Below are 18,165 nucleotides of genomic sequence, written 5' to 3'. Positions count from 1 at the left end.
AGAAATAAGTTCAAATAACTAAATCCAAGACTTGGTTATTCGAACTTATACATAATGACATTTTCTAGGAATAATATTAAAGTGCAAGCTTAACATTTTATAAAGATTAGTGAACTATTTTGCAAAGGCACCTTTTATTTATAACTAATCACAAGGATCACATGGGTTATAGACTTCTGAAGAATTATCTGTATCATTGTTATTTTTATTAAAAAGTCCAGAAATCATATCTATAGCTTGAGGCATTGCATCAATTAATTTATCGTATGGATTATAGTCGTTTACTGAAAGAAATCTTATAGTATTTTTATGTACTACTAAGAATCCCACTGGTTTTAGAGAGATTCCAGCACCAGATCCTCCAGCAAAGGGATGCCTATTAGACGAATCTAAGTTAGCATCCTTAAATTCACTTCCACCTGAAGCAAACCCAAAAGATACTTTAGAGATTGGAACAATTGTGGTACCGTCAGGTGCACTTACAGGATTACCGATCACTGTATCCACATCAATCATATTTTTAATATTTTCCATAGTTGATTTCATTAAATTTTCTATTGGATGACTATCCATCTAAAATTCCTCCTTAAAATTAACTTTATGAAAGGAAGACTTTTTTCTTCCTTTTTTGTAGTGATAAAAAATTGCAATAACTATACATATAATTTTTGCTATATTTATAAAAATTATACTGGTGCTTTTAAATTTAAAGAAATTTTCATTATATTTAATATCTATATTAGGAACGAAATTTTTAACTTTAAAAAATAAGTTTAAAATTGTTGAAATAAATGCTGTAATTTGATGTAAAAATCCATAAGCAATAGCATTTATAGCGGCATCCTCTATAGCATATTCTATATCTACATTAGTACGTATATTGAATTTTAATTTAGTATTAATAAAAAAATCTATTATTTCCTTGATGTCTTTAATTTTAGGCTTTGAAGTTTCTTCTTCACTAGGAGTTTCTATATAAGCTTTTGGTTTATTTTTTTTCTTAGCCTTAGTCTTTTTACTCTTTGATGGAATTATTACTTTGTTATATATTTTTAAGGTAAAAATTTCATCATCATATATAAGTGTTATTTTTATTGGAATAGGAAATAATAAAACCAGTATAATTATGGCTAAAATCCATAAAAAAAATTTCATTAGTATATTAAACCTCCATAGTTTTATATCTGCAATTCTATCCAGCTATGGTTTATATATTCATAGTTCATGAAATTTTAAAAATTATTTAAGGATAAGTGATAAATTTAAATTGGGAGTGTGAAAAATGAAAATAAGGTTATGGTGTTTTTTATTAGTTTTTTTATTTATTACAGTCAGTATTCCTATAAAGAATGTAGATGCAGCTCCAATTAGAGTAGATGCAGTTTCTGCTATAGCTATAGATTCAGCTACAGGAGCTATTTTATTTGATCAAAATGCTCATAAGGTTATACCTATGGCAAGTACTACAAAAATAATAACTGCACTGGTAGCTTTGGAATATGGAGATATGGATAGAGTGGTGGAAATATCTAAAAATGCTGCATCTATAAGAGGGTCTACAGTAGGGTATAAAGCTGGAGATAAGGTAACTATAAGAGAACTTTTATATGGTCTTATGCTCAAGTCTGGTAATGACTGTGCCATTGCTATTGCAGAAGCAACTAGTGGATCTGTAGAAAAGTTTTGTCAAGTTATGAATGAGTTTGCAATATCTATAGGCCTGGTCGATAGTCACTTTGAATCTCCACATGGTCTAGATAGTAATTCACATTATTCTTCAGCATATGATTTAGCTATTGCAACTAAAAAGGCTAAAGAAATTGATGAATTTAATAAAATTGTGTCTACTAAATTAATATCAGGAGAAGAAGGAGTAGAATTTACAAGGGAATTTAGAAATATAAATAAACTCCTATATCAAGAGGAAAATTGTACTGGAGTTAAGACTGGATACACCGGGCAGGCTGGAAAATGTCTTGTTAGTTCCTTTAAATTAGATAAAAATGAAATAATTGTAGTAACTTTAAATTGTGTTCCAAGGTGGAAAGAGAGTCAAAGAATTTATGAATATGTAAGAGATAATTATGAATATAAGAAGATTATAGAAGCTGGAGAGGTTATAGGGGATATAAATATTAGAGGAAGAGAGAAAGGACTACCATTAGTGGCTGGAGAGGACTTAATTTTCCCTGTTAGAAAGGATGAGAAAATAATTAAGGATATTATCCTACCAAAATATGAGTTAACTACACCAATTAGAGCTACAGACGATGTAGGAATGCTTACTATAACTAATGAGCTAAATTCTAAATATGCAATAACACTTCATCCTAGTGAGGATATTGAGAAAACTGGAATATGGGATCAAATTAAATATATGCTAAATAAGAATAAATAAAAAAGATAAAACTCACTATAAAAACTTGGTAGGTTGTTAAAAAATGCCGTTTTTATAGTGAATTTTCTTATAATTAATAGTGTTATTTACTCAAATCTGCAATAGTAGTATAGAATAAATACTAATTATTGAAATTAGGACCACCTGTAAAATGAGTAGTTTGACCTAATCCAGTGAGGTGTATATTATTGACTCTGCTAATTACACATTGATGATATATAATGAGTTTGGTGTATCTATTTTATAGTAGCTTTTGATTAAAAATATTATCTAAATCTAGCTTACTAACCTTTCTTTTAACCTCTTCTGGATCTAAAATATAAAGTCCAGTATCCTTCATTCTCTTAAAATACTCAGCTCCTGCAAAAGTATATCTATTTCTTCTGCCTTCTGTAGTCTGAACTTTTTCATTGGCATAAGCTATTATATCTCCTATAGCTAAATTTCTTGGAAGAGTTAAAAGTGGCATTCCGAGCTCATTTCTAACAACATTATGTCCTGCGAGAGAACCTGTTGTCATAGCTTCTGTATGGCCTACAAAAAGTCCACTTTTTTCTCCAGCACAGAATAAATTGTCAAGTCCCAATACCTTCATTTGATTGCTTCTTGGAGCTACAGATAGATATCTAATAGAATTACCTTTACCTCCTGCATATGGATCTATAAATTTCGCTTCTTCAAGGCCCTCAATTTTTCTAAGTTTATCTAGTGGATAATAGGATGTCATTAGTTTCGCATGGCCAGTATCTAGAAGTACTATATTCTCCGCGAACTCTTTTAATGCATATTGTTGACACACCTTTTGTTTTAATTTATCAGTATTTATATCTTCATGTGGCACCTTTAATACTACAACCCCTGTTTCATCCAATTGCTTTACTATAACATCTGATAAACTATCCTTTTCTAGCTTACAGGAACCACTAAATGCTCCATAGACATCTTCTTGTCTCTCACCCTTGATATCCTCTATTCCAGCTCTATAGCTAATACTTACCCTTGGACCAAAGGATGGACATCTTAAAACACACATAGAGCAACCATTTCCATATCTTAAGCAATTCCCCATAGGCCCTGTAGATCCAGTAGTTTCTACAAAGGCATCTGCTTCTATATATTCACCACTACTAAGATAAATTCCCTTAATTTTTATTCCTTCCATATTTACATCTACTACACGATTTACAAATCTCATTTTTATTCCCATTTCTTTAATGTGTCTTCTTACTGCTGGCTCTATTTTATTTACATTGTAAAGCCATGCATGCTCATGACCTGGAAAATCTATATTCTTGTGGAGTGTATTAGCATCAGTTATGTTAATTAAGTCACCGGCTCCTAACGCTATAAGTTCTTCTGCTGCGGTATATCTTCCGTTATTTCTCATAATTCCGCCAACATTTCCAAGTCCTAGTAATAAATCTGTTTTTTCGATTATTTCAACTTCGGCTCCAGCCTTACGTGCTGAAATTGCAGCGGCACAACCAGACCAACCTCCGCCTATTATAACTATCTTCAATACAATCTTCTCCCTTCAAATATATATTTAGGACTGGTTTGCATCTTACACAGTCTTCGTAGTTTTTCATCATCATTCATAATAGTGCAGCAACCACAAACTCCTTCTCCGCAACACATTTTTTCGTTATTCGAACATGAAAATTCAATATCATTATTGTAAGCTTCTATAATTTTCATAATTTGATGACTAAGTACATCTGCACTATCACAATGTACTAATGCCACATCACCCTTAGTTAGAATTCCTTCTAAAATCTTTCTGCATTTTCCATCAAGAATTCCACCCATAAGTAATGTATTTGTTTTTATTACTTCCTTAGCATACTTTTTCAATTCCTTTTCTATAAATACTGTGTCTAGAGTTCCTTCATCAAGAATTACTGTAATTGTATTTTCATTATTGTATAGCTTTTCCATAACAGGTACCATAGGTGCTTGACCTATCCCTCTACAAATTAGAACACAGTGTTGTCTTTTCATGTTAGTCACTGAGTTAATTCCTAAAATTCCATTCCAAAATGGACCTTTAATTAAAACATACTCATTCACATTTACATTTTTAAGTATCCTTGTTTTAAGTCCTTTTAATTCAATAGCCAAGGTAATAACATCATTTCCTGTATCACTATCCATAACACAAATAGGTGTATCAAAGTTTTGTTCACAATCCTCTTTTCTAATAAACACAAAGGAACCAGGGCCAACTAGTTCACTAGCTAGTTTTTTAGTAACTTTAACTTTTAGTATCATGAGCTTTTCATTTACTAATTCCTTATCTATAATTTGAAATCTTTGATGCTTCCTTCCTTCCTTTGCTTTAAAATTGTTTTGCATAAATTCCTGATATATACACACTCCATTCCAATTTACACAGTCACAAAAGTCTTTGCCATCTAAGTGAGAACATAAAATACAATTTCCTGATTCAGCTAAATGACATGGACAATACTCACTTCCACAGTCTATACAGTTATACGGTTCGTAGCCCATTACCTCTGCCTCCAAAATTACTATATTATCAGAGTATTTCATAAAAAATTATTTGCTACTATTTACATAAAAAAAACCAAGGTTTTTTATCTTAGTCAAGCTGTTGATATACATAATATGTAAACAGTCTTTTGAAAATTTCGAAAAGAATTTTTCGCCTTTATGTAGAATTATATATGTATCGACTTTATAGATGAGATAGTAATAATTAAGTAAATTTATAAAAATTTAAAATTATAAATGAAAGAGGTATTTTTAATGAAGTAATAGAAGTATAACTAAATAGGTCAAAGGTTTTTTATTTTTAAATATATGATAAAATATATATGGATTTAGGGGGTAGTAGTATGAAATGTAAAATATGTGGAATGAATATCAATGAGAAAAATTATGACTTTAATTCATTTGCTTTTTTAAATAAAAACTCTATAAGTAATATAGTATACTGTCCATTTTGTGGAGTAAGTAGTGTTTATTTAAACAATAGTAATGAGATTATTGAAATAGAAAATAAAAAATTGAATGAGAATACATTAAAGATTTTAGACCGTGCTGTTAAACTTGAGATATTTAATGGAGAATTTTATAAAGAGGCAGCGAAGAAGGCTAAGAAAGAAGAAATCTCTAAGGCTTTTATGGCTTTATCGCAAATAGAAATTTTTCATTCAAAGGTTCATATGAGATTAGGTGGCTTCAGTAGAACCCCTGTTTTAACTAAAATAAATTATGATAAATATGATAGTGATGAGGAACTTTTACAACTAGCAAATGAGAGAGAGAAGCACGCTGTTTACTATTATGAAAAATATAAAAATGAAGTTTGTGATGAAAACTTAAAAAAAGTTTTTGAAGCTTTAATTGAGGTGGAAAAGGATCATATAAATCTTACCTATGAATATAATAAGATTTATTAGTATTTATAGATTCAACTTTAGCTATAGTTAATATAGCAATACTTTAAAGTGGAAAAATAAGAGAAAGGAAATCTGTTTTGGTAGAGAATAATTCAAATTATAATACAAAAAAGTTATTAAGTGATGCTTTAAAAAGGATGATGACAAAGAAGCCTCTAGAGAAGATTACTATTAAAGAAATTGTAGATTTATGTAATTTAAATAGGCGAACTTTTTATTATCACTTTCAAGACATATATCAGTTATTGGAGTGGATTTATAAGGAAGAAGCAGTAAATCAAATAGAAGTGAACAATAGTTATAGTAAATGGCAAGATGGATTAATATATCTATTTAAGTATATTGAAAGGGATAAAGAGGTATCTCTATGTGCTTTTCACTCCTTAGGAAGAGAGTATTTAGAAAAATTCCTATATTCCGTAACCTATAGAGTGACACGAGAAATTGTAGATGAGGTTAGTGAAGATTTAGATGTGAATAGTAGCTACAAAGATTTTGTAGCTTACTATTACACTGTATCCCTTGTTGGTATGGTTATTCATTGGATTCAATCTGGAATGAATGAAGAGCCTGAAACTATAGCAGAGTTCATTAGAATTACAATTCAAGGAACCATGAGAAAAGCATTAGAACGTTTTGAGAACCTAGAAAATTAATAAGGTATTGCACAAATTAAGAAGTCTGTGCATATACATTACACCCTATAAATGTTAAAATTTTATTTTAGATAAAGAAAATATAAAAAATATTGTATAGGAGGATTAGAATATATGCAAGACTATGTTATTATTACAGATTCAACAGCAGATTTACCTCTTGAGATTATAGAAAAGTTGAATATATATGTTATACCTATGAAATTTGATATGGGAGATAAAAATTATACTCATTATCCAGATGAAAGAGAAATTAAAATTCATGATTTTTATGATAGATTAAAAAAAGGAGAGACATCTGTTACAACACAAATAAATTATTTTACATACAAAGAGTATTTCTCCACTTTTTTAAAAGATGGAAAGGATATTTTATATGTAGCCTTTTCTTCAGGACTTAGTGGAACATGTAATAATTCTCAATTAGTAATAAAAGAACTTGAAGAAGAATACCCTGAAAGAAAAATCATATCTATTGATTCTCTTTCTGCATCTATAGGAGAAGGACTTCTAGTGTATAATGCTGCAATGAAAAGACAAGAAGGTATGACTATTGAAGAATTATGTCAATGGATAGAGCAGAATAGAAATTCTATATGTCATTGGTTTACTGTTGAGGATTTACATCATTTAAAGCGAGGTGGGAGGATCTCTTCAGTAGAAGCAATTATTGGGACAACCTTGAAAATAAAGCCAGTATTAAGTGTTGATAATGAAGGAAAACTAATTAATATTTCCAAAGCTAGAGGAGATAAAAAATCATTGGAAGCGATATTAGATAGAATGATAAGAGATGGATCTAATTTACAAGAGCAGACTATTATTATAGGACATGGGGATAGTTTAGAAAGAGCTGAATATTTTGCTAATCTTATTAAAGAAAAAGAACTTGTTAACGACATTATTATAAGTACCATAGGACCTATAATTGGAACTCATACAGGAGAGGGAATGATAGGTCTAGTATTCATGGGAAACAAAAACTTAAAGTAGTAGGTAATTAAAGAATAACATATAAAAGTAGTGTAGGTTAGGATTACCCTAACCTACACTACTTTTATATCTTTATATTATCTATTTCTTCTTTTTTAGATTTTTTAGAAACTCTTCCGTCTATTAATCTAATGCCACTTAAAAACGATTATTGAGTGTTATATTCATATTAAGAAATTTTATTCACTTTGAGCAGGATCTAGAGCAACTCTTAAGATATCACCTAGTACATTGAAACTAAGCACAATTAGAAGTATCATAAGACCAGGGAAAATGGCTAAATAAGTTTTATCTCCAATTCTAGCTTGAGCAGTTTGAAGCATGCTACCTAAAGATGCCATTGGTTGCTGAACCCCTAAACCTAAAAAGCTTAGAGAGGATTCCATAAGTATAGCATCAGCTATATTTATGCTAGCTGCAACAATTACTGTGGAAATTGCATTAGGAATTATGTGTTTTTTTACTATATTCATATTATTACTTCCTAAGGCTTTAGAGCATAATATATAGTCTCTTTCTTTTATAGATAATGTTTCGGAACGAACTATCCTAGCTATACTCATCCATCCAAATATACCTATGATAATTATTATGTTAGCTATACTTGGTCTTAAGTAAGAATTTACTATTAATAGCAGGAAGAATAGAGGAATACTCATTAGCATATCAATTATTCTCATGATAATAGCATCAATTTTACCACCGAGCAATCCACTTATAGCACCTACTAGAGTGCCTATAAATATAGAGACCATCATAGAAAGTATACCAACAATCAAGGAAATTCTTGCACCATATAAAGCTCTAGTAAAGTAATCTCTTCCCAATTCATCTGTACCAAATATATGCTTTAAACTTGGAGAACTAAGTTGATTATTCATATCAATAGTTTCGGGGTTATAGGGAGTTAAAAATGCAAATATAGATATAACAATTATTATAGTCAAGTATATTACAGCGAACATTCCTAGCTTATTTTTTTTAATTTCTCTTTTAAAGTTTTCTTTAAATCTAATACTAAACATTTTCATCACCCCTACGTATTCTAGGGTCTACTATAACATAACTAACATCAGCAATTAGATTTCCTATAACAACCATTATTGAAGTAACTAAAGTCATAGCCATTATAACTGGATAATCTAAGGCCTTTATTGAGTTAATGCCAAGTCTTCCCATGCCAGGCCATCCAAATATAGTTTCAGTGATAAATGCACCAGAAACTAGAGATGGTAAGCTCATTCCAAGAATTGTTATCATTGGAAGAAGAGCATTTTTCATAATATGATTAAATAGAATTCTATTTTTATTTGCACCTTTGGAAATTGCAGTAACAATATAATCTTGCTTTAGTTCTGTTATAGTGCAAGAACGGACATATCTTGTAAGAACAGCTATATTAGAAAAACTAAGTACTATAGTAGGTAATATGCCGTGTTTTATAACATCTAATGTTGAAGTTACACCTATAGTTCTCATACCAACACTAGGAAGCCACTTTAACTTTAAAGAAAATATTGAAAGCAATATCATTGCGAACCAAAAGCTAGGTATAGAAATTGCAATATAGTTTAATATATTTGTAAATCTGTCTAAGAATTTATTTCTATGCATACCGGTATATAATCCTAGGGGAATTGATACTAAAATGGCCAAAAGTAGGGAAGAACCCATAAGTCCAATGGTAGCTAAAAATCTTGAAGAAATTTCACTGGCTACAGCTTGTCTTGAAACCAAGGAGTAACCCAAATCACCACTTAATACATTTTTAAGCCATAAAAAATACCTAGTTAACATAGGTTTATCTAATCCAAGACTTGATCTTATTAAATCTGCCTGCTCCTTTGACATTTTAGGGGTTATATATCCTTGAGCTGGATCTCCTGGAGCCAGGTTCATAAGCAAAAAAGATATAAAGGATATAAATAAAAGCATAGGAATAGCTTGTAAAATTCTCTTTGTAATTTTATTTTTCATAATACTCTCCTTTCTATGTAAGAAGCTCATGTAAAAATGGCTCAAGTACCTGGAAAGGGTAAATGAGCCATAGAAATATATTTTTATTGCTGAATCATATATATTTTTGATAAGTCTTCAAACATATATATAGGCACTAATTTAGCATCTTCAACTCCACCAAATTTAGCATCAACTCCGATTAATGATTTAGAATAATGCAATGGATATACTACAGCATCATCAGCTATGGTCTTTTGAATTTTTTCATATATTTCTTTTCTTTTTGCATCATCTGATTGAGAGGCTCCATCCTTCCACAACTTGTCTAGTTCTTTATTAATATAGCATTGAGCATTAAAGCTACCATTAGACATATAAGCACTAGAATATCCATCTGGATCATTTCCCATAACATATCCATTTATAAGTATATCGTAATCTCTTTCTTGTTCTCCAAGAATTTTTGAGAAGTATACATTGTCATCTATTTGCTGAGCATCTACTTCTATACCGATAGATGTGAGTTGTTGTTTAACAACCATGGCAACTTTACTATCTTTAGGAGTGTATTGGAAATTTAATTTTATATTACCAACACTAGATTTTCCTATAAGTTCTTTGGCTTTCTCTATATTCTGATCATATTTTTCTACATCATCAGTATAGAATTTTGTGTTTGGAGTTAAAATAGAGTAAGCTTTTTCAGTATTTTCTAAATTGGTATAAGATGTTTTTAAAATTTCTTCTTTATTTAGGGCATAGGATATAGCTTGTCTAACCTCTTTTTTACTTAAGTTTTCATTTCTTTCATTAAATATAAGATAATTTAACATTCCTTCATCAAAAGAATGAGTTTTAAATCTGCCATCTGTTGAGAAAGTTTCAAATTTATCTTCAGCTAAGTACGACGCAGAAACTTCTCCATTTTCAAAAGCAATTTTTGAAGTATTATCATCTGGAATTATTCTATAAACTACACTATCTAAGTGAGGTTTTCCTAAATAATAATCATCAAATCTTTCAAGAGTTACCATCTCACCCTTTTGCCATTCTTTAAATTTAAAAGGACCAGAACCTATTGGATTATTGTTTTTATCTGATTCAGCTAAATTACTTTCACCTTCAAAGATATGTTTTGGAATTATTTTAAAATCTCCAATTGATATATAGAATGGTGCAAAGGCACTTGGAAGTTTAAACTCTACAGTTAAGTCGTCTATTTTATTAGCTTGAACTTCTTTTTCATCAATAACAAAGGTTTGTCTAGCATCAATTCCTTGATTTTCATCTTTAGCTACATTTACACTATAAACAACATCATCTGCTGTTATTTTTGTTCCGTCATGCCATGTTAAATTATCTTTTAATTTTAATGTATATGTAAGTTTATCTTCAGAAGCTTCAATACTTTCTGCTAAGTAGTATCTTACTTCACCTTTATCAACTACATATAGTGGATCAAATAAAGCATTGTTTATTGTATAAGTAACTCTGTTTTGTTGAAAAAATGGATTAAGACAGCTTGGATCAGTTCTAGCTGAAAATACCATTGTTCCTCCATCTTTTATTTGTTGTTGAGCAGTTTCATTTGTTTTTGCCTCAGTATCAGTAGAACTATTTTTCGAACTACATCCAATTAATGATAAAGATAGTATTAAAGATAGTCCAACGCTAAGAAATCTAGTCTTTTTCATTGTAATCCCCCTTGTATATTACCAAATTAATTCACATATATGAATCAATTTTAAGTAAGTTATAGTTACGTGAAAAATTTGTAACAATTCCTTATATAGGATAACATAATAAATATTAGTATATGGCTCTTATTATGAATTAAAATAAATAATAATAATCTATTCGAAAACATTATAATTATAAAAAACAACAAAATATTACATAGTGGATTGAAAATTCAACTATTATGTTTTATATAATTATTTTAAATCCATATTTGTGAAATCAAAGGAGAAAATAATTGATTGAAAAGTTATGTGATTATAATTAATTAGGATTTTGCTAAAATAAAATCCTGCTGAGTGTAGCAGGTTATATTTGATTTTTGTATAAACTTTAAATGAGCAAAAATGATTCCATTATTTCACTCTAATTAGGCGTACTTATTGTGGGACAGTTTAAGAACGTTAAAAATAGCATATTTGCTAATACCATTTTTAGCTTGTGTATATACCCAATCAATTAATCTTTGCCTTGATTGTTTATGTGCTATTTGTAAATTTTCTCCTAAGTTACAATAGTTATCTGATACACATGTTAGCACCTGTTATTATAGCTACTTTATTATTGAGTTTTCTATTTCCTAAGTAATAGGGGGGTTCTGAAATTGGTCTAGGAAACATTAGATATTCTAAACCCGGCTGACAATCTTGATGTTGTGGAGGAAAGGTAGCTTTAACTTCCTCACATTTGATGCACTTTTCCATAGGTTTATAAGCTGGATACACTAATAATCACATTCTTAGTGATGTTGTTTTACTGTAACAACAAATATATTCTTAAGTGTAAAATTGTGTTAATGAGTTCTTGTAGAATATAGATTATTGGCATTTGACAATAATTAAAAATAGAAGTAATATAAAATTGGCAAATGCCAATAATAACGAGGAGATGATCTTATGTCAGCATGTGATACATGTCCATCAAAGGGTGGATGTAGCAAAGATAAAGGAAGCTGTGGAATAGAAAATAATCCCTTAAATAAAGTAAAGACAATTATTGGAGTTATGAGTGGAAAAGGTGGAGTTGGTAAATCATCTATGTCTACTTTGATAGCAAGACAATTAAAGGAAAAAGGATATAGTGTAGGAATTTTAGATGCAGATATTACAGGACCAAGTATACCAAGACTTCTTGGATTAACAGGTAAAAAAGCAATGGGAGATGGAAAAAATATATATCCTGTAGAGTCAAAAGAAGGTATAAAGGTAATGTCTTTAAATCTATTAGTTGAAAATGAAGAAGAACCTGTAATTTGGAGGGGTCCTATGATTGGTGGAATGGTTAAGCAGTTTTGGACAGATGTAATCTGGGGAGAGCTAGACTATTTAGTAATTGATATGCCACCAGGAACAGGGGATGTGGCTCTAACAGTAATGCAAAGCATACCAATTAATGGAATAGTTATGGTGTCTGTTCCGCAGGATTTTGTTTCTATGATAGTTGCAAAGGCAGTTAATATGGCAAGAAAATTAAATATAAATGTTTTAGGGATTATTGAAAACATGAGCTATATTAAATGTCCTGATTGTGATAAGAAAATTCAACTATTTAATGGAGAAGATACAGAAAAATTTTTGAAGGATATGAATTTAAGTCTTTTAGGTGAACTTCCTATGATAAGTAGTATTAGTAATTTATCAAAAGGAGAAGAACATCAAGATGAATTTAAAAATATCTTTAATCCAATTGTTGAAAACATAATTGAAAAGCTAAATAAGATTTAGGATAAAATATAATTATATAATTTAAATGGGAGAGGGTATAGTGGCAAGACCAACTAAATTTAGAAAAGTAGATTTTTTTCCTAAAAGTGCTTACTTTGTACCGTTAGGAAAGGAAAAATGTAAGTTGGAAGATGTTGTATTGAAGGTGGAAGAGCTTCAAGCAATGAGACTTAAAGATATAGAAGGCTTGAATCAAGAGGAATGTGCAGAGAAGATGCAGATATCAAGGCAAACCTTTCAAAATATAATAGATAGTGCAAGAAAAAAGGTTGCTATAGCTCTCTCCAATGGAAATGCAATAAGGATAAATGGTGGAGAGTATACTACTGATTTTTGTAAGTTTAAGTGTTCAGGATGTGGTAATACCTACAATATAAAATATGAGCAAGATAGAAATAATTGCCCTAGTTGCGATGATAAAAGAGTGGTATGTAGTAAGAAAGCAGACTTTTGTGAAACTTGGTGTAGAGATAATAATGAAATTTAAGAAACTACCTCAAATTAAATATTTGAGGTAGTTTTTATGCTATGATTTGTGAATACATAGGTTAAGATATATATTTATAATATTGGAGCTGAAGTAAAATATGAGTTGAATTTAAATGAAACAATTTTATATGTAGGTTAAAATAATCTATACTTGTTCATAATAATATATTAGATGCCTTTATAAGGTAAAGATAAAATTAGTGTTAAAAAGTGAAAAGCTTAGTATAAATAAAAAATAGTATTCATATAAATAAAAAAATATAGAATAGAGAGACTATAAATAAGTATATTAGTTTTATTAATATATAAGTTCTAATAAATAAAATTAATTTTAGGAGGAAGATTCATGTTTAATGGTACATTTATTGAATGGATAGGTTATTTAGCATCTATACTAATTGCAATTTCTATGTTTATGAAAGACGTATTTAAACTAAGGTTTATTAATTTAGTGGGATGTATTTTATTTGTAATATATGGACTAATAATAGGAGCATATCCTGTAGCTATAACTAATGGGATAATAGTCTTTGTAAACTTATACTATTTATATAAGCTATTTAAGGAAACAGATAAGAAAAATAAGGCTTAAGTTTTTTTATATTAAAGCTATTTTACAAAAATAAACCTTCATTAAAAAAGAAGACCTACATTTTAAAATTACTGTGGCCTTCTTTTTGTATATGTTAATTTTCTTCTTTAAGTTTTAATTGAGATTTTATAATTATAAATAAGGTTATTATACCTATAGAAAGTAGCATATGTCCTATACCAGCAATTCCAGATATAGAGGCATTAATTGCAGGAGTAGGTTCAATTAACAGGGTTTGGAGTATACCTCTCCACAGAAGCATTGCAGTAGTAATAACTAGTCCAATATTATAAGAATAAAAGAAAAATTTAAATTTCTTATGCTTTGTAATTGAGAAATTGTTATTTAATGAAGCTACTATAAGGAAGAATAACATTCCTAAAGTAAATAAGTGCACATGTAAAAGAGAAAGAGTAGTATTACCTGCAAAATTATTAAATTTAGTAAATTCTCTAAAAAATACTCCAAAAACCATTGCAGCTATGGCATATATAAAAGAAATATTGATCAATTTCTTCATAATAAGTCCTCCTAATTAATATTAATTATTACTTATAAATTGTATCAATTTTATTAACTAATGTCAAATTATAAGACAATAAGTATTTTAGCCATATGGATATAAAATTTAAGCTATGGTAAAACTAAAAATTCAAGTTTACGATAGTATTAAATATAATTGAATTAATTCACATTTAAGGAAGAAGGGGCATTATACGAAAGGACATACAAAATAAAGTTTATTCTTATTCATATGTAGAAAAATGCATTATATAAATTCATATTAAGTTTACATAGAATTAATTTACAGATAATTTGAAGTGTAGTATATTTATCAGAGAGTCTATAAATATTATAGGAGGTATTTCATGTTGAAGGATGAAGAAAATATAAAAAACGATGATAACAATATAGAACAGGAAATTACAACAGAAGAAACTATAGTAGAGGATAAAGAGGAAGTAGAAGAAGCTTTAGAAGAATCTGTGGAAGAAGAAGTAAAAGATTTACCAGTAGAAACTGAAGAAATCAAGGATAAACACGTTGGATTTCTGGCAAAATTAGGAGCTAGTATAATTGATCAATGTGTAAGTTTAATAATTAGTTTTGTACTACTTTATTTATTTAATGTAATATTAATTCCTTTTGGATATAAGGTTGGAGATAAAATATTAACATTTTTAGTTATATATGCAATCGTAAATATTTTATATGGTATTATAATAGAAGCTACTAAATTAAAGAAAACCGTAGGAAAATCAGTTCTAAAGTTATAGAAATGAGGAATGGCTGTGGCTCTTGACTAAAACTAGTCAAGAGCCACAGCCATTTTGGTTTTGAATAGTAAAAATCTTAGCGGAAATATGAGAAATTTTTATACTAAGTGATTTAATTTCATTAGATAGAATAATATAGATTAAGCTATAGAATATTTATTTCCTATAGCTTTCTTTATTTTAAAGAATCTAGAATAGTATCAATATGAAAGTTACATTATATTGAAGTAAATGTTATAATTAGTAGAATAAAACTTTAAAATAGTATAAATATTATAATCTATATTAAATAAATTCATTAATATTCATTAGAATAATTTAGGATTGTAAGCAAATTTAATGTAGAAACTTTAGTAAAACTTATATATATGGAGGTATATTATGAAAACGATAATAGCTATTGGTGGAGGAGAACTAAAAAAACTATCCTTGGTGATGAACCTTTTAGCTTGGAGGATGTAATATAAATGAATAATAATATGGCTACAAAGGATAAAAAGATTACTATCTTAGCAACTACAGATGTGCATGGTAATATTTTAGGACATAATTATGAGAATGGTGAGTCTTTAAGTGATAGTGGCATGAATCATCTTTATTCATATATAAGCAAAGTAAGAAAAGAAAACCCCAATACTTTGTTAATAGATAATGGAGATATAATTCAAGGAAATATTTTAACAGATGAAATCTATAATAATAAGATAAAGGAAGAACATCCTATAATTTCAGCTATGAATTACATGAAATATGATGCTATGACATTAGGAAATCATGAGTTCAACTTTGGTATTGATTTAATAAAATCTCTTGAAAACCAAAGTATGTTTCCCTTTATTTCTGCTAATGTAAAATATAAAGTAAATGGGAAAGATTTTGTAGATTCCTATAGGATTTTAAATTGTGGGGGAGTTAAAGTTGGAATTATAGGATTAACTACTCCTAATGTACCAAGATGGGCAGGAGATTTAGTGAAGGAATTAAAGTTCTATGATCTTGGTGAAGTTGCCTATAGATATGTAAATGAAATTAAAAATAAAGTAGATGTAATAGTGGTAATGGCGCATGCGAGTATGATTGCAGAACATGATAAGAAAAGTCAAAGTGATGCAGCTGAGAAAATATTAAAGTTATGTCCAGAAATAGACATATTAGTAGTAGGACACTTTCATATAACAGTAAAAGATAAAATAGGAAAAACTCTTATTGGAGGTGCCACAGATAATGGACGAGAAATAATGCACTTTGACTTAATTTTAGATAGTAATAATCAGATTATAGATAGACAACTAAAAGTTGTACCTATGAAGGAGTATCAGTCTAGTGATGATTTAAGGAAGCTACCTGTTGTCAATAAAGCACATAAAGAAACCATAGATTTTACTACAAAAGTAATAGGTAAGGCCACTGAAAATTTTCAACCAAAGAATGAAATAAACTTTATACCTGAAGGAAAGCTTAGAGATACTCCACTTATAGAATTAATAAATAAGGTTCAGCTTATAAATTCAGGTGCAGATGTCACATCAACCTCTTTAATTAGAGATTATAGTGACCTAAAAAAGGGACCTATAACCTATGGAAATATTTTTAGTATATACAAATTTACAACCTATCTTTATGTGGTGGAGGTTACAGGAAAAGAATTAAAGGATTATATGGAATGGGCTGCTTCAGCCTATAATCAGTGGAAATTAGGGGATATTTCCATAAGCTTTACTATGGATATTCCAGGATATCAACATGAATTTTTTGCTGGAGTAGATTATAAGGTTGACCTCTCAAAGCTAGTAGGACAGCGTGTTGTAGACTTACGATTTAAAGATGAGTTAGTAAAAGAAGATCAGATATTAAAACTAGCCCTTAGTGATTATTGTTACTTTGCAAATTTAAAGGGAAGAAAGTTAGCTAAAAATGATTATATATGGAAATCATCAAATACAATTAGGGATATGATAGTAGGGTATATAAAAAATAAAGGTATTATATCTCCAGAGGTAGATAATAATTGGCAAATAACAGGAGTTAATTTGGAGTCACCTTATAAAGAAGAAGTAATAAAATTAGTTAATGAAGGTATTATTGAATTACCATATAATAAATCATTAAATATATACGAGCTCAAAGAATTAGGACTAATAAATAAAGAATAGAAAAAAATGTATTGACTATATAGAATTGATATGGTAAATTATACTTATAATTTTAAATTTAGGAAGGAGACAATGAGATGTTGATTAGAATCAATTGTTAATTAGATTTTCAAGAAAAGAGAATATTTAATTTAAAGAAGGATTTATTTGCGTTGATAATCTATAGTACTTCTATAGGATTTTTTGTGATGCTTCTTTTTAAAACAATTGAAATGAAATCAATCTTATTGAGCTATTTCTAAATTTTACTTAATTATTATGTGAGACTTAACTTAAGATATAAATATTAAAAAGGTAAAACTTTTAATAGGACTATTCTTAAAGGAGAGGTCATAGTTACCTTTGTTCTAAAATGTTATGAAAAATTCATTGACCTAAAAAGGTAGCACAAGTTTATAATAATGCAATTTAATATATATTTTATGGATTTGTAGAGGAACCTATAAATTGATTAAGTATGAAGGATACTTAATTGTTTACTGTACTTCTCTGTTCATGAGATGTATGTTAATATAAAACTTTTCTCATATATACTGAGGAAGTAGGTGATATTTATTAAATCAAAGATTTAGAATATTGCCTAAGTAAAATAAAGTGTTAGGTTTAGCTATAAGAAAGATATTCTTTCTTATAGCTTTTTTCTTTGCTCAAAAATACAAGGTATTCTAAAGAACAGTAGTTTAAAAAAGATAGTTCTAAGAATTTTATCCGATGACTACCCGTTCTAATACTCACATCGCACTCTGTGAAAGCGATTCGCAC

The 18,165-nt window shown here is 28.9% G+C and carries 17 protein-coding genes; 9 read left to right on the top strand and 8 right to left on the bottom strand.

The genetic code is table 11. The features are described 5' to 3' along the window. Positions 1 to 144: 144 nt before the first annotated feature. Both ytfJ and B3W71_RS11880 read right to left on the bottom strand, forming a co-directional pair. Positions 145 to 573 (bottom strand): GerW family sporulation protein, encoded by a 429-nt coding sequence (gene ytfJ / locus B3W71_RS11885; RefSeq protein WP_346889142.1) that lies wholly within the window; start codon positions 571 to 573, stop codon positions 145 to 147. After that, the gene (locus tag B3W71_RS11880) at positions 574 to 1,155 is read right to left on the bottom strand and encodes a DUF2953 domain-containing protein (RefSeq protein WP_346889141.1); all 582 of its coding nucleotides are present in this window, start codon (positions 1,153 to 1,155) and stop codon (positions 574 to 576) included. A gap of 127 nt (positions 1,156 to 1,282) precedes the next feature. Here B3W71_RS11880 and B3W71_RS11875 point away from each other — a divergent pair, with 127 nt between their 5' ends. Beyond that, positions 1,283 to 2,398 carry a D-alanyl-D-alanine carboxypeptidase family protein gene (locus B3W71_RS11875; protein WP_346889140.1) on the top strand — a complete coding sequence of 372 codons (1,116 nt, stop codon included), beginning with the start codon at positions 1,283 to 1,285 and terminating at the stop codon, positions 2,396 to 2,398. Positions 2,399 to 2,639: 241 nt separating this feature from the next. On the opposite strand, the gene B3W71_RS11870 is transcribed toward B3W71_RS11875, so the two are convergent. Together B3W71_RS11870 and B3W71_RS11865 are read right to left on the bottom strand one after the other, a co-directional pair. After that, entirely contained in the window at positions 2,640 to 3,917 is a 1,278-nt protein-coding gene (locus B3W71_RS11870; protein ID WP_346889139.1) for an FAD-dependent oxidoreductase, read from the bottom strand. Continuing rightward, positions 3,914 to 4,909, bottom strand: coding sequence for a sulfide/dihydroorotate dehydrogenase-like FAD/NAD-binding protein (locus B3W71_RS11865; RefSeq protein ID WP_346889138.1), 996 nt, complete (start codon positions 4,907 to 4,909; stop codon positions 3,914 to 3,916). Before B3W71_RS11865 ends, B3W71_RS11870 begins: the two co-directional genes overlap by 4 nt. A gap of 347 nt (positions 4,910 to 5,256) precedes the next feature. Between B3W71_RS11865 and B3W71_RS11860 the strand changes: the two genes are divergently transcribed. The 3 genes from B3W71_RS11860 to B3W71_RS11850 all read left to right on the top strand — a co-directional run bounded on the left by B3W71_RS11860 (position 5,257) and on the right by B3W71_RS11850 (position 7,472). Beyond that, on the top strand, positions 5,257 to 5,823 hold the full coding sequence (locus B3W71_RS11860; RefSeq protein WP_346889137.1) for a ferritin family protein: 567 nt from the start codon (positions 5,257 to 5,259) through the stop codon (positions 5,821 to 5,823). 77 nt (positions 5,824 to 5,900) lie between these two features. After that, positions 5,901 to 6,479 (top strand): TetR/AcrR family transcriptional regulator, encoded by a 579-nt coding sequence (locus B3W71_RS11855; RefSeq protein ID WP_346889136.1) that lies wholly within the window; start codon positions 5,901 to 5,903, stop codon positions 6,477 to 6,479. 114 nt (positions 6,480 to 6,593) lie between these two features. Beyond that, positions 6,594 to 7,472: a DegV family protein gene (locus B3W71_RS11850; protein ID WP_346889135.1), complete on the top strand. Its 879-nt coding sequence runs from the start codon at positions 6,594 to 6,596 to the stop codon at positions 7,470 to 7,472. Between the two features lie 179 nt (positions 7,473 to 7,651). Here the strand turns inward: B3W71_RS11850 and B3W71_RS11845 are convergent, their stop codons facing one another. From B3W71_RS11845 to B3W71_RS11835, 3 genes are all read right to left on the bottom strand, one after another. Then, positions 7,652 to 8,497: an ABC transporter permease gene (locus B3W71_RS11845; RefSeq protein ID WP_346889134.1), complete on the bottom strand. Its 846-nt coding sequence runs from the start codon at positions 8,495 to 8,497 to the stop codon at positions 7,652 to 7,654. Continuing rightward, the gene (locus B3W71_RS11840; protein WP_346889133.1) at positions 8,490 to 9,449 is read right to left on the bottom strand and encodes an ABC transporter permease; all 960 of its coding nucleotides are present in this window, start codon (positions 9,447 to 9,449) and stop codon (positions 8,490 to 8,492) included. Before B3W71_RS11840 ends, B3W71_RS11845 begins: the two co-directional genes overlap by 8 nt. 83 nt (positions 9,450 to 9,532) lie before the next feature. Beyond that, positions 9,533 to 11,125 carry an ABC transporter substrate-binding protein gene (locus B3W71_RS11835; protein ID WP_346889132.1) on the bottom strand — a complete coding sequence of 531 codons (1,593 nt, stop codon included), beginning with the start codon at positions 11,123 to 11,125 and terminating at the stop codon, positions 9,533 to 9,535. Positions 11,126 to 12,064: 939 nt separating this feature from the next. On the opposite strand from B3W71_RS11835, the gene B3W71_RS11825 reads away from it, so the two are divergent. The 3 genes from B3W71_RS11825 (at position 12,065) to B3W71_RS11815 (ending at position 13,973) form a co-directional block, all read left to right on the top strand. After that, complete coding sequence (locus tag B3W71_RS11825; RefSeq protein WP_346889131.1) at positions 12,065 to 12,892, top strand: Mrp/NBP35 family ATP-binding protein; 828 nt, start codon at positions 12,065 to 12,067, stop codon at positions 12,890 to 12,892. 40 nt (positions 12,893 to 12,932) lie between these two features. Then, positions 12,933 to 13,379, top strand: coding sequence for a DUF134 domain-containing protein (locus tag B3W71_RS11820; protein WP_346889130.1), 447 nt, complete (start codon positions 12,933 to 12,935; stop codon positions 13,377 to 13,379). Positions 13,380 to 13,727: 348 nt separating this feature from the next. Continuing rightward, positions 13,728 to 13,973, top strand: coding sequence for a YgjV family protein (locus tag B3W71_RS11815; protein ID WP_346889129.1), 246 nt, complete (start codon positions 13,728 to 13,730; stop codon positions 13,971 to 13,973). Between the two features lie 94 nt (positions 13,974 to 14,067). On the opposite strand, the gene B3W71_RS11810 is transcribed toward B3W71_RS11815, so the two are convergent. Beyond that, positions 14,068 to 14,493 carry a DUF2871 domain-containing protein gene (locus tag B3W71_RS11810; RefSeq protein ID WP_346889128.1) on the bottom strand — a complete coding sequence of 142 codons (426 nt, stop codon included), beginning with the start codon at positions 14,491 to 14,493 and terminating at the stop codon, positions 14,068 to 14,070. A gap of 349 nt (positions 14,494 to 14,842) precedes the next feature. On the opposite strand from B3W71_RS11810, the gene B3W71_RS11805 reads away from it, so the two are divergent. Together B3W71_RS11805 and B3W71_RS11800 are read left to right on the top strand one after the other, a co-directional pair. After that, on the top strand, positions 14,843 to 15,250 hold the full coding sequence (locus B3W71_RS11805; protein ID WP_346889127.1) for an RDD family protein: 408 nt from the start codon (positions 14,843 to 14,845) through the stop codon (positions 15,248 to 15,250). A gap of 467 nt (positions 15,251 to 15,717) precedes the next feature. Next, the gene (locus tag B3W71_RS11800) at positions 15,718 to 17,403 is read left to right on the top strand and encodes a bifunctional metallophosphatase/5'-nucleotidase (protein ID WP_346889126.1); all 1,686 of its coding nucleotides are present in this window, start codon (positions 15,718 to 15,720) and stop codon (positions 17,401 to 17,403) included. Positions 17,404 to 18,165: the final 762 nt, after the last annotated feature.

It is taken from the genome of Clostridium sp. UBA1056 (assembly GCA_002316385.1).
Taxonomy (GTDB): Bacteria; Bacillota; Clostridia; order Clostridiales; family Clostridiaceae; genus Clostridium_J.
The sequence above is the reverse complement of the archived record's forward strand: the minus strand, read 5'-3'. Positions and strand labels throughout refer to the sequence as shown.

Coding starts and splice junctions, on each gene's coding strand:
- B3W71_RS11840 (WP_346889133.1), bottom strand. CDS start 9,449: ATGAAAAATAAAATTACAAAGAGAATTTTACAAGCTATTCCTATGCTT.
- B3W71_RS11880 (WP_346889141.1), bottom strand. CDS start 1,155: ATGAAATTTTTTTTATGGATTTTAGCCATAATTATACTGGTTTTATTA.
- B3W71_RS11865 (WP_346889138.1), bottom strand. CDS start 4,909: ATGGGCTACGAACCGTATAACTGTATAGACTGTGGAAGTGAGTATTGT.
- B3W71_RS11835 (WP_346889132.1), bottom strand. CDS start 11,125: ATGAAAAAGACTAGATTTCTTAGCGTTGGACTATCTTTAATACTATCT.
- ytfJ (WP_346889142.1), bottom strand. CDS start 573: ATGGATAGTCATCCAATAGAAAATTTAATGAAATCAACTATGGAAAAT.
- B3W71_RS11800 (WP_346889126.1), top strand. CDS start 15,718: ATGAATAATAATATGGCTACAAAGGATAAAAAGATTACTATCTTAGCA.
- B3W71_RS11815 (WP_346889129.1), top strand. CDS start 13,728: ATGTTTAATGGTACATTTATTGAATGGATAGGTTATTTAGCATCTATA.
- B3W71_RS11875 (WP_346889140.1), top strand. CDS start 1,283: ATGAAAATAAGGTTATGGTGTTTTTTATTAGTTTTTTTATTTATTACA.
- B3W71_RS11810 (WP_346889128.1), bottom strand. CDS start 14,493: ATGAAGAAATTGATCAATATTTCTTTTATATATGCCATAGCTGCAATG.
- B3W71_RS11860 (WP_346889137.1), top strand. CDS start 5,257: ATGAAATGTAAAATATGTGGAATGAATATCAATGAGAAAAATTATGAC.
- B3W71_RS11825 (WP_346889131.1), top strand. CDS start 12,065: ATGTCAGCATGTGATACATGTCCATCAAAGGGTGGATGTAGCAAAGAT.
- B3W71_RS11805 (WP_346889127.1), top strand. CDS start 14,843: ATGTTGAAGGATGAAGAAAATATAAAAAACGATGATAACAATATAGAA.
- B3W71_RS11850 (WP_346889135.1), top strand. CDS start 6,594: ATGCAAGACTATGTTATTATTACAGATTCAACAGCAGATTTACCTCTT.
- B3W71_RS11845 (WP_346889134.1), bottom strand. CDS start 8,497: ATGTTTAGTATTAGATTTAAAGAAAACTTTAAAAGAGAAATTAAAAAA.